Origin of the sequence: Streptococcus constellatus, from assembly GCF_902167705.1 — a bacterium.
In the GTDB taxonomy this organism is placed as follows: Bacteria; Bacillota; Bacilli; order Lactobacillales; family Streptococcaceae; genus Streptococcus; species Streptococcus constellatus_A.
The window spans coordinates 89189-100226 of record NZ_CABHMZ010000007.1 but is presented as its reverse complement, the minus strand read 5'-3'; the positions used below and the strand labels follow the sequence as shown (position 1 = coordinate 100226).

General features: G+C 38.1%; 11 protein-coding genes and 1 pseudogene. 6 read left to right on the top strand and 6 right to left on the bottom strand.

Annotated features, from left to right (window positions below; genetic code table 11):
- The first annotated feature begins 56 nt into the window (after positions 1 to 56).
- Positions 57 to 227, top strand: coding sequence for a DUF3042 family protein (locus FQ204_RS02365; RefSeq protein ID WP_003024081.1), 171 nt, complete (start codon positions 57 to 59; stop codon positions 225 to 227).
- 105 nt (positions 228 to 332) lie between these two features.
- Here the strand turns inward: FQ204_RS02365 and FQ204_RS02360 are convergent, their stop codons facing one another.
- Genes FQ204_RS02360 through FQ204_RS02350 form a run of 3 tightly spaced genes read right to left on the bottom strand, consistent with a single transcriptional unit; the run spans position 333 to position 3440 of the window.
- The gene (locus tag FQ204_RS02360; protein WP_144208131.1) at positions 333 to 1610 is read right to left on the bottom strand and encodes an ABC transporter permease; all 1278 of its coding nucleotides are present in this window, start codon (positions 1608 to 1610) and stop codon (positions 333 to 335) included.
- Positions 1610 to 2302 (bottom strand): ABC transporter ATP-binding protein, encoded by a 693-nt coding sequence (locus FQ204_RS02355; RefSeq protein WP_144208128.1) that lies wholly within the window; start codon positions 2300 to 2302, stop codon positions 1610 to 1612. The genes FQ204_RS02360 and FQ204_RS02355 overlap by 1 nt, the downstream gene beginning before the upstream one ends.
- On the bottom strand, positions 2286 to 3440 hold the full coding sequence (locus FQ204_RS02350) for an efflux RND transporter periplasmic adaptor subunit (RefSeq protein ID WP_144208125.1): 1155 nt from the start codon (positions 3438 to 3440) through the stop codon (positions 2286 to 2288). Before FQ204_RS02350 ends, FQ204_RS02355 begins: the two co-directional genes overlap by 17 nt.
- A 257-nt stretch (positions 3441 to 3697) precedes the next feature.
- Between FQ204_RS02350 and gorA the strand changes: the two genes are divergently transcribed.
- From gorA to FQ204_RS02325, 5 genes and pseudogenes are all read left to right on the top strand, one after another.
- Positions 3698 to 5047 carry a glutathione-disulfide reductase gene (gorA, locus tag FQ204_RS02345; RefSeq protein WP_144208122.1) on the top strand — a complete coding sequence of 450 codons (1350 nt, stop codon included), beginning with the start codon at positions 3698 to 3700 and terminating at the stop codon, positions 5045 to 5047.
- 485 nt (positions 5048 to 5532) lie between these two features.
- Complete coding sequence (locus FQ204_RS02340) at positions 5533 to 6069, top strand: biotin transporter BioY (protein ID WP_144208119.1); 537 nt, start codon at positions 5533 to 5535, stop codon at positions 6067 to 6069.
- A gap of 152 nt (positions 6070 to 6221) precedes the next feature.
- Entirely contained in the window at positions 6222 to 6695 is a 474-nt protein-coding gene (locus FQ204_RS02335; RefSeq protein WP_144208116.1) for a GNAT family N-acetyltransferase, read from the top strand.
- Between the two features lie 9 nt (positions 6696 to 6704).
- Positions 6705 to 7295 (top strand): TetR/AcrR family transcriptional regulator, encoded by a 591-nt coding sequence (locus tag FQ204_RS02330; protein ID WP_144208113.1) that lies wholly within the window; start codon positions 6705 to 6707, stop codon positions 7293 to 7295.
- Between the two features lie 151 nt (positions 7296 to 7446).
- Positions 7447 to 8616 (top strand): annotated as a pseudogene (locus tag FQ204_RS02325) (multidrug effflux MFS transporter).
- 42 nt (positions 8617 to 8658) lie between these two features.
- On the opposite strand, the gene FQ204_RS02320 reads toward FQ204_RS02325, so the two are convergent.
- The 3 genes from FQ204_RS02320 to FQ204_RS02310 all read right to left on the bottom strand — a co-directional run bounded on the left by FQ204_RS02320 (position 8659) and on the right by FQ204_RS02310 (position 10900).
- A complete protein-coding gene (locus tag FQ204_RS02320; RefSeq protein WP_144208110.1) occupies positions 8659 to 9348 on the bottom strand; it encodes a YjjG family noncanonical pyrimidine nucleotidase in 690 nt (229 codons plus the stop codon).
- A 31-nt stretch (positions 9349 to 9379) separates the two neighbouring features.
- Positions 9380 to 9964 carry a hypothetical protein gene (locus FQ204_RS02315; protein ID WP_186286764.1) on the bottom strand — a complete coding sequence of 195 codons (585 nt, stop codon included), beginning with the start codon at positions 9962 to 9964 and terminating at the stop codon, positions 9380 to 9382.
- 372 nt (positions 9965 to 10336) lie between these two features.
- The gene (locus tag FQ204_RS02310; RefSeq protein ID WP_186286761.1) at positions 10337 to 10900 is read right to left on the bottom strand and encodes a TMEM175 family protein; all 564 of its coding nucleotides are present in this window, start codon (positions 10898 to 10900) and stop codon (positions 10337 to 10339) included.
- Positions 10901 to 11038 lie beyond the last annotated feature (138 nt).

The window sequence follows — 11038 nt, the reverse complement described above, 5'->3', positions numbered from 1 at the left end:
AATTTTTCGTTACTATATATTATAACATAAATAAAGTTCAGAAAAGGAGAAATCTCATGGCTAAAGGATTTGTTAAAGGTGTTGTAACTGGCGTAGCTGGTACTGTTGCTGCTGTTGCAGGTGCAGTTTATACATTCAAGAAAAAAGTGATTGAACCTGAAGAAAAGAAAGCAGCTTTCATCGAAGAAAACCGTAAAAAGGCAGCTCGTAAACGCGTATCACACTAAAATAGCTTATACATCATAAAAACTCCAACAGACAACTCACTAAAAAATGAGTAGCTGTTGGAGTTTTTTATAAACGTTTTTTCTCTTACTGCAACGGTCAGTTTTTTATTCATACCGCAAAGATTCAATCGGATCCAATTTAGAAGCCTTATTAGCTGGCAAAATACCGAAAATAATCCCGATAGTTGCTGAGAAGAGGACACTTCCGACAGCAGATACCGTTGTAATGGTTGGAGGAGCTCCGAAAAATGCATCCAAACTATGACCGATAGACGCCACGATAAGAGCCGCTAAAGCAAGCCCAATCAAACCGCCAATTGCTGTCAATACCATTGACTCAATGACAAATTGCATCAAGATATTACCACGTGTGGCTCCAAGGGCTTTCCGAAGTCCAATTTCACGGGTTCGTTCTGTTACCGATACAAGCATAATATTCATGACCCCAATACCACCAACGAGAAGAGCTATACCGGCAATCGCTCCAAAAACAAGCTGCACAATGACAACCTGACTTTGGATAGAAGCCAATTGACCAGCTTGGTCGAACATTTGGTACTCGCCTTCCTTCACGCCAGACAGTTTTGTCATCAAGCGCGCTGCTGCACTTCCATCTTTCAGTACATCATCTAATTTTTTGACGTGTACCACAACATTCATAATCTCAGCGACATTGTATTCAATTGCCAACTGGGTGTTAGCCATTAGCAAATTTCCATTGTTCATATTGATTAAGCGATTTCGTGTTTCATTCGGGTCTTTATAAACACCGATTACACGGTAGTTATTGTTTCCCAGCTGAACAATCTGATTTGGGGCTTTATCTGCGCCTCCGAAAAGAATATCAGCCAATTTTGTATCTATCAAAACAACTCTTGCAAATGTTTGGTAATCATTTGCTGTCAGAGTCCGACCTGCAACGATTTGGTATTTCTTTACTGTAAAATAAGTGGAATTGATCCCCGTTATAGGAACATTATCCGCTTTTTTCTTACCATAATTTACCGTAGCATTTGTACTGTTTGTGACATAATAGTTGTCAATCCCGCTAATCTCATTTACCGCTTGTTTTACCCAGGCTTCTTGGATTTGAGGTTCTACTTCAGTTGAAACGGTCTCATCTCCATTTCCGCTTCCAGCATCGTCACGCACTTCTTGGTAAGTCAGGACACCATCACCATTTTTACTTCTCTTATGTGAGTAAAATAAGGAAACATCCTGCTGGGCACCACCTAGAACATCTGTGAAAGCATTTGACATACCACTTCCCAGAGCCACAATCACCACAACAGACATAACACCAATGATAATGCCCAACATCGTTAAGAAAGAGCGCATTTTATGTCCCATAATGGAGTTAATTGCAAACTTCCAATTCTGCATCATGCCCCTCCCTTCTTACTATCTGATGAGATGACACCATCACGAATAACGATTTGTCGCTTCGCAAAAGCTGCAATCTCAGGCTCATGAGTAACCATGATAATTGTTTTTCCTTCACGATTTAACTCCGTCAGCAATTCCATAATTTGCTGACCTGTCTTGGTATCCAAAGCACCAGTTGGCTCATCTGCTAAGATAATGGAAGGATGATTGACCAAGGCACGCGCAATGGCCACCCGCTGTTTTTGACCACCAGAAAGTTCTGACGGCAAATGGTGCATACGCGTTTCTAACTCAACTTTTTTAAGATATTGCTCTGCTAAAGCTTTGCGCTTAGATTGAGAAACTCCTGCATAAATCAAAGGAAGTTCAACATTTTGAAGAGCATTTAATTTTGACAAGAGGAAGAACTGTTGAAAAACAAAGCCAATCTGCTGATTGCGGACTTTAGCTAGTTTCTTTTCACCTAGCTTGGCGACGTCTTCCCCTTCTAAATAATACTCCCCACTTGTTGGACGATCCAACATGCCAATGATATTCATCAAAGTTGATTTTCCTGAACCAGAAGGTCCCATAATGGCAACAAACTCACCTTCTTCAACTTCCAAATATACATCTTTCAAAACTTGAAGTTCTTGATCTCCATTGCGGTAACTTTTGCTAACATGTTTTAAATCAATGAGTTTCTTCATACGATTTCACCTCTTGACCGTCTTTCAAGCTATCTGTTGGATTGGTGATAACTTTACTATCTTTTGTCAAACCAGATGAGATTTCTTGATTTTTAGCATCTGCATTTCCAAGCGTCACTTGCACTTTTTTCGCAGTTCCTTTTTCTATTGTCCAAACATAGTTTTTATTGCTTTCAGAAACGACACTGCTGACTGGAACAAGAATACCTCTTGTATTGTTTTTTACTTCAATATTAACAGAAAAGCCTTGCTTCAAATCACCAATTTCACTTGTAATATCAACTGTATATGGGTATTTTGCTCCTGAGCTCGCGTTCCCTGCACCAGCTGCTGCTGCATTTTGATTATCTTTCGGATAATTTGAGATATAGCTGATTTTTCCAGTCCATTTCTTATCTGGATAGACCTTAGACGTAATCGTCACTTCTTGTCCAACTGAAAGATTTGCCAGATTGTACTCGGATAACTCTCCCTTCACTTGAAGGTTACCGTTATTAACAATATGAACAAGAGTTTGATTTGCTCCCGTAGTCGACTTAGAAACATCGCGATTTACTTCTACTACTGTTCCATCATTCGTACTTGTTACAGTTGTTGCATCTAGTAACGCCTGCGCTTTATTGACATTAGCTTCTGCATCTGCGCGACTGTCTTGCAAATCTTTTAATTGGGAATCAACAGAACGTTGTGCGGACGCAGTTGTTTTATCATCTATAGCCGCATCACCTGTCACATCAACAGTTGTCCCATATGTTTTTAAATCATAAATTTGGCGATCAATCTTGTTTAAAGCACGAACAGCAGTATCATATGTAGCTTGTGCTTCAACACTCTTGTATTGAACTAAAGCTTGTCCCGCTGTAACTTGATCTCCAACATTTACAAGAACACTATCTAAATCGCCTTTAGTGCCATCATAATAGACGTACTGCTCGTTAGTAGCTGTAACATTCCCTGATAATAAAACAGATGAAGCAACTGAACCTTCTTGTGCTTTCTGTACTTGAATCGTTTTTTCTTGATCTTTGTCAGCAGAATTACTGCCATTAAATAGCAAAATTGTACCTATCGCTCCTAAAACAACAACTGCAGTTACACCAATCAGGCTAAATAACTGCCATTTTTTCAATTTTTTCATCTCTTTCTCCTCCTGATGAAATACGTCTATTATTTTTTATATTATTATAACATACACAATTAGAAATAAGAAAACATTTACAAACAATTTCTTGACTCTTTTATCATTTATCTACCCTCTATTCTTTTTGTATTAAATATATAATACAATAATACAACAAAATAATCAAGTCTTTTATCGATTTTTGTAGCAGATTTTTGCAAACATTTTTTAAAAACGTTACAATTATCCCATAATATAGATAAAAGGAGACTTGTATGAGAACTTTTGATATCCTTGCTATTGGTGGCGGGAGCGGTGGAATTGCAACCATGAATCGCGCTGGGGAACATGGAGCAAAAGCTGCCGTTATTGAAGAAAAGAAATTAGGGGGCACCTGTGTCAACGTCGGCTGTGTTCCCAAAAAAATCATGTGGTATGGTGCCCAGATTGCTGAAGCCATTCGAGACTATGGACCAGATTATGGTTTTACTTCAGACAATCAGCAGTTTGATTTTAAAACACTTCGGAAGAATCGTGAGGCTTATATTGATCGTGCCCGTCACTCTTACAACAATAGTTTCAATCGGAATGGCGTCGAGCTGATTGAAGGTCACGCCAAATTCATAGACAGTCATACGGTTGAAGTCAATGGTGAACTCATTCAAGCCAAACATATTGTCATTGCAACAGGTGCTCATCCGCACATTCCAGCTATTTCCGGAGCAGAATTAGGTGAAACCTCTGACGATATTTTTGCATGGGAAGAACTCCCTCAATCTGTTGCCATTCTTGGTGCTGGTTATATTGCAGTTGAAATGGCTGGGCTTCTACATACTTTAGGTGTAAAGACAGACCTCTTTGTCCGTCGAGATCGTCCTCTCCGCAATTTTGATTCTTATATCATTGATGGTCTTGTGGAAGAAATGAAGAAATCAGGTCCTACTCTACATACGCACAAAATACCAGAAAAGCTTGAAAAGCTTGAAAGCGGAGCAATTCGCATTACTTTCGAGGACGGAACGAGTCACACCGCCCAACACGTCATCTGGGCAACAGGACGCATTGCAAACACCAAAGGGTTGGATTTAGAAGTGGCTGGTGTTTCTCTCAATCCTCGTGGCTTTATCGCAGTTGACGAATTTCAAAATACAGCAACACCAGGTATTTATGCTCTAGGAGATGTTACGGGAGAAAAAGAATTAACCCCCGTTGCTATCAAAGCAGGGCGTACCTTAGCAGAGCGCTTGTTTAATGGAAAAACTGAAGCTAAAATGGATTATTCTAACATTCCAACTGTTGTCTTCTCTCACCCAGCGATTGGAACAGTTGGCTTGACCGAAGAGCAGGCGCTTCAACAATATGGAGCAGAAAACATCCATATTTATACCTCTAGTTTCACCTCCATGTATTCAGCTGTCACCCAACATCGACAACAAGCCAAGTTCAAGCTCATTACAATGGGAACAGATGAGAAAGTCATTGGTCTCCACGGAATTGGCTATGGAGTTGATGAGATGATTCAAGGCTTTGCAGTTGCTATCAAAATGGGAGCTACCAAAGCAGATTTTGATGCGACTGTCGCCATTCACCCAACCGGTTCAGAAGAGTTTGTCACCATGCGCTGAGCGTCATAAATGTCTTACTCCCCAAAATTTTCCAACTCTATCTCAATAGTCAAAATTGCAACCAGCGCTTCTGACTATTTTAGTTTACACGATAACTTTTTCTCATTCCATAACTTATTCTTTCATTTTATCCGCTAATCTTACATTTTTGTAAGATTCCTTTTTCCTGTGATTTTTTAGTTGATAAAGAGGTACATTTTGTTATGATAATATTAAAGCGATTTTACGAGGAGGTGCTTTTATGCAAAAGACAAAAACAATTCTGACAACCATCCTACTTATCTTTTTTAATGTCTTTGGACTAATTGCATTTTTGATATTATTCCTTCGCAGTAAACATAAAAGAAAAGCAATATCTCAGAAAAAGTAAACATTTTGACAAAAAGGTGAATTCAGTCTATGCTTTTGCCTTTTTATTTAACCCTTGACATTTTTCTTATTTGTTTTATAATAGTTACCATATTATAAAATAAAAGGTTACAATTATGAAAAAATCATTTACACTCGTTTTGCCAGCAATTGGCGCAGCTTTGATAGCAGTATTTGCTCAGATTACTATTCCTATCGGTCCAGTGCCTTTTGCTTTGCAAAATATGGCAATTGGCTTGGTGGCTACTATTTTTCATCGAAAAGAAGCTCTATTAGCAGTCGCTCTTTATCTTCTCTTAGGCGCTATCGGTCTTCCTGTCTTTGCAGGAGGAAGCGGTGGATTTCAAGCACTTGTCGGTCCAAATGCAGGTTATCTCTGGTTTTATTTGTTCTACGCCCTGGTAACAGCTAGTCTAACTTCCAAAAATAGCAGCTTTTTGACGCTATTCTTATCAAATCTACTCGGAGATGCTTTGGTTTTTGTTGGCGGTGTACTTGGTTTAATGTTTCTAGCAGGTTTTCAACTTGATAAAGCTATCACCGTCGGAGTCATTCCCTTCATCCTACCAGATTTCATAAAGCTTATCGTAATCAGCTTTATCAGTATACCTCTTTTCAGAAGTTTAAAAAATCATCCTTATTTTAAAAAATGATAAAGCCGTCTCACTCCTACTATTAGAACTCACGTGTTGTGGGTTCTTTTTACATTACTCAAAAAATTTTTGTATTTATTCTTGACAAAAATGACCAACAGTCATATAATATTTTATATAAAAATGACCAGCGGTCACAAAAGGAGTTCACTATGCCTATTAGAAAAGCAATTCCAAGCGATATTCCAGCACTCAATAATCTCTTAGAGCAAGTTTTGCTTGTTCATCACAAGGTCCGACCAGACATTTTCAAAGAGAGTGGTCGCAAATTCAACGATGAACAATTGAAAACGCTGATGTCTCAAGAACATACACCAATCTTTGTCTATGAAAATGAAGAAGGAAATATTTTAGGGCATCTCTTTTGCATCATTAAAGAACCACAAAGCCTCGTGTTAACACCTATCAAAACGCTTTTCATTGAAGATCTTTGTGTTGATGAAAATGCTCGTGGTCAAAAAATTGGTGAGCAACTCTGCCATTTTGCAGAAGAATTTGCCCAAGAAATTGGCTGTTACAACTTAACCCTTAATGTATGGAATGATAACGCTGGCGCCTTACGATTTTATGAACATCAGGGCTTTAAACCACAAGAAACCATCATGGAAAAAGTTTTTAAAAAATAGGAAAAGTTCATGAGTAAGAGAGAAGAGAAGAAAACAGCGACACGGCAAACATTGCTAGATACAGCTGATCAATTGATTGCCCAAAAAGGCTATGAACATCTTTCTGTGGAAGAAATTACCAAAGCAAGTGGCATTGCTAAAGGAACTTTTTACAATTATTTCAAGAAAAAAGAGGACCTCATTGCTGAATTAGGGCGACAACATTTCCGCCCATTAAATGATTCAATTGTAGAATTAGCTGCAAAATACGGCGTTCTCAAAAGTATTCAAATTTATCTAGAAAAGTATAGTCAAATTATTGAAGATTCTGGTCTTGAGCGGCTTCGATCTTGGCTGCAATTTATCATGAGCAATAAAAAAGTGGAAAGCAAATGGGAATTAGACATAAAAGTCCTACAAGACTCCCTGCAACAATTGCTTGAGCAAAAGAAATTAAAGCCAAACACTCCTACGCTTCTTCTTGCAACAAGCATCATGGAACACATCTACGGTCTGCTTCTGATTTGGACAATGAATCCTGAAACGAGATTGACCAGTCGTGTTCAAAGCTATACACATTTTGAATTGCCACTACTCTTAAACGATTACATTACCTTATAGAAAGTGGAGATGAGGATAAAAAGCTCTAGAATTTCTTTCAATCGCTACGTCTTGCACTAAAAACAGCTACAAAAGATTCGACTTCGGGAACTTTTCTCCCAAATTCTTTCTTGTAAAATTATGACTATCAGTCATTTTTAAAGGTATCAATATGTCAACCAACAAAACAAACTTATCTTTTATCATGATTTTGAGTGCCCTTATGGCCTTTACCTCTTTATCAACAGATATATATTTGCCAGCTATGCCAAGCATGCAGCATCAACTTGGCGGCAGGGCAGAACTTACTGTAACAGGCTTTCTAATCGGTTTTGCTATTGCTCAGTTAGTCTGGGGCCCAATTAGTGACCGCATTGGGCGTAAAATTCCACTCTATATCGGGCTTCTGCTTTTTATCATTGGTTCTATCGGTTGTGCTTGGTCGCCAACTATGGGATGGATTGTTTTTTGGCGAGTTTTCCAAGCAGTAGGTGCCTGCGTCTGACCCATGATTAGTCGTGCGATGATTCGAGAGCTTTTTGATAGCCGAGGTGCTGCACAAATGCTCTCAACCCTCATGATTATCATGGCTTTAGCTCCTATTATGGGACCTTTCATAGGAGGCTTTTTACTCACAATTGGAAGTTGGCGGCTCATTTTTGTATTGATGGCTATCATTGGAGCGCTCATGCTCTTAGCCTGCAGACAGCTCAAAGAATCCTTGCCAAAAGAAAAACGAAGCTCCCTCTCCCTTCGTCATACATTTCAAAACTATCGCACTTTATTTACTTCTAAATCTTTTATCATTTACACTCTTTGTGTGACTTTCTTTTATGTGGCAGCCTATGCTTTTATTACAGGTTCGTCTGAAATCTACATTTCTTATTTTCATATCAAAGCAGAACATTACGGTTTTTTCTTCGGTATCAATATTATCGGAGTTTCAATCATCAGTATGCTTAATCGTCGGTTAGTTGATCGTTTTTCTCTACGAAATCTCTTGCGCATTGCCACTAGCTGTGCTCTTGCTTTTGCTCTTTTACTACTACTGTTTAATATTGGAAATTTTCGTAGTCTTTGGGCAGTCGTCTTTCCTATGCTTCTCATTTTTAGTACCAATGGTATCGTTGCAGCATGTTCCAATGCAGCAGCTCTCAATAGCGTAGAGGATTCGATGACAGGTTCAGCCGCCGCTCTCCTTGGCTCTCTCCAATACGGAAGTGGGATCCTTTCTTCCTTGCTCCTCGCTCTTTTTTCAGATGGCACTCCTAAAGCCATGGTAGTCATTATTTTTCTAGCCATTCTAGCTTCTACCCTAATGGCTTGGATAGCACGAAAATAAACTATAAAATAAGAAGACAGAGGTGGTATGACCTCTATCTTCTTATTTTATCAGCAAATCCAACAAATCTTGATAGGACCGAAAATTATAAGTCGGTTTCGCTTGCGTATGATTACTCAAACTTTTAGGATTATACCAAGCCGTATCAATGCCTGCATTGTTTCCGCCCGCTATGTCTGCTGTCAAAGAATCCCCAATCATCAGAGTCCGATTTTTGTCAAAATTTGGTATTAGCTCTGCTATTTTTTCAAAAAATAGAGCATCGGGTTTTTGCGTATGGAGTTGCTCAGAGATGAAAATCTGATTAAAATAGGGGGAGATATCCGAGTGAGCCAGTCGACCAGTCTGAATGAAGCCGATACCATTGGTAGCAGCGTAAAGTTCATAATCTGCCTCTGTCAAGACATCCAAGAGCTCACTAGCTCCAGTATAGGTCTGACCCTGCCGGGCAATATGCTGCTGGTAATGGATAGCCAACTCGACACCGTCCTTATCCATACCAAAGTGGTTAAAAAGACGAGAAAAGCGCGTGTTAATCAGCTCAGATTTGGTCAGTTTTTCCTGTTCCAAGTCCCGCCAAAGAGCTTTATTCATAGGAATATAGTAGTCTTTATAAGCCTGAATGTCAGCCACACCCTGCTCTTTTAGAAAAGCAGTCAAAGCCAAATCCTCCGCCAAATCAAAATCTAACAAGGTGTGGTCAAGGTCAAATAGTAGAAATTTGTAATGCAATTTTGTCGTTTTCCTTTCTAGGGGATACAAACTATTTATAATTATTTGGAAAATATTCTTTTCCCAGCTGCCATAAATATTGGTCTATTTGTTTAAGATTGAATTGCTCTAATCCGTAATAACTTCTAAAGGTCAGAATTAGATTTTTGAATTGCTGGTAATCCTTTAAATCAGCATTCTTAAACTTTGCAAAGTGATCTGTTTCTCTAAAATGCTTCAAAACCTTTTCAACATAACTATCGTATATGGGATAGGCTAAAGGATTGTGATGCGAGCAATATTTAGTTGCAAAAGAATAGAATTTTCGCTGCACACCCTCCTTTATGGTGATATTTTGAATTTCATTTACTAGAAAAATATCACCACGCTTCAACCTCTCATCAATGTCAAGTGATAAAATATGTTTTGCTACAGGAAATATCGAAAAAATATTAGTACTATAAAAGTCATTTAGGGTTGCAACCTTTAACAGAATATCTGAAATATCTGTATTTGTCGGTGATAGTTCAAAAAACAGGCGATCTAATGCAGTTTCTTGTAATTTATAGCTTTCAAGGTTAGCCCACTCTTGCAAATACTTTTCAACTTCCATGACAGTTGGTCTAGGCACAAGCATGGTACTTTGCGAAGTCTGTGAAACAGAAAGAGCAGAATCTGTTAAAGAATCATAGGTATGTCTATCGTCATGACGAATGATAATTTCTTCTGTCTCTAGTTTTTTTAATTCATCTAAGATATTCAATGCGTGATTTTCCTCTCCGTAGATAGATTCAGCAAGTTCACGTTGTTTCATTGACCTACTTTTCAAGAGCTCAATAATTGTTTCCTTTTGTTCCATTGTTATCTTGAACTTCAACACTATTCCTAGTTATAATTTGCTAGATTTATTATATCATACAGTATCAACAAACAGTGTTTTCCGTAATCAGCTACTTTATCTTCAAATTTTGGACTTATTAGAAAAAAGCTGGAACAACACTCTCTTCATTTATAATCTAAATTGATTTGGAATGACAAGTGCACAAAGAGTGATAAGCACTGAAAATATTTCTGCAGCTGGGAAAATCGTGAGCGAAAGAATGATTCCTAAAATTTTAATTGCAATGTCCCACTTCATCCAATGCAAACGACTGATATTCAATTGTTCAATCTCTGCTGTTTGATTGACTTCAACCAATGTGTGATAATACCAAAGGACAGAGAATGAAATCAACAGAACAATTACTCCATAAAATACTTGCATCGTAGCATTGTTAAAATTTGAAGCAACTAATTTTGTCGTATAAGGGAAAAATGATGAAAAGAAAAGCATAACTATAGCAACCCAGACTGTTTTTTGACTAATCTTCTCCACTACCTGCGATGAAGAGTGAAAATTTACCCACATAGCTCCGAGCCAGAAAAAGGACAATCCATAGGCAAAAAAATTAGTTCTGAGGTCCCACAGGCCTTGTAAATCAAAGGTTTTCGGCTTTTCCAGTTCCAATACCAAAATGGTCATAATAATAGCAATCACCGCATCAATAAAAGCCCCTAAACGCTCTTTATCCATTACTTGACGATTCATTTTTCTCTCCTTTTAAATATTTCTTTAAAATATGTGACATTATACCACTTTTACAGTTGTAAATCAAAAACATTAAAAAAACAAAAACGGCTCAAGCCGTTTTTTAGTGCTCAACAACTCAAT

Excerpts from the sequence above, each read along its gene's own strand:
- FQ204_RS02365 (WP_003024081.1), top strand. The coding sequence starts at position 57 with ATGGCTAAAGGATTTGTTAAAGGTGTTGTAACTGGCGTAGCTGGTACT.
- FQ204_RS02360 (WP_144208131.1), bottom strand. The coding sequence starts at position 1,610 with ATGCAGAATTGGAAGTTTGCAATTAACTCCATTATGGGACATAAAATG.
- FQ204_RS02355 (WP_144208128.1), bottom strand. The coding sequence starts at position 2,302 with ATGAAGAAACTCATTGATTTAAAACATGTTAGCAAAAGTTACCGCAAT.
- FQ204_RS02350 (WP_144208125.1), bottom strand. The coding sequence starts at position 3,440 with ATGAAAAAATTGAAAAAATGGCAGTTATTTAGCCTGATTGGTGTAACT.
- gorA (WP_144208122.1), top strand. The coding sequence starts at position 3,698 with ATGAGAACTTTTGATATCCTTGCTATTGGTGGCGGGAGCGGTGGAATT.
- FQ204_RS02340 (WP_144208119.1), top strand. The coding sequence starts at position 5,533 with ATGAAAAAATCATTTACACTCGTTTTGCCAGCAATTGGCGCAGCTTTG.
- FQ204_RS02335 (WP_144208116.1), top strand. The coding sequence starts at position 6,222 with ATGCCTATTAGAAAAGCAATTCCAAGCGATATTCCAGCACTCAATAAT.
- FQ204_RS02330 (WP_144208113.1), top strand. The coding sequence starts at position 6,705 with ATGAGTAAGAGAGAAGAGAAGAAAACAGCGACACGGCAAACATTGCTA.
- FQ204_RS02315 (WP_186286764.1), bottom strand. The coding sequence starts at position 9,964 with ATGCTTGTGCCTAGACCAACTGTCATGGAAGTTGAAAAGTATTTGCAA.
- FQ204_RS02310 (WP_186286761.1), bottom strand. The coding sequence starts at position 10,900 with ATGGATAAAGAGCGTTTAGGGGCTTTTATTGATGCGGTGATTGCTATT.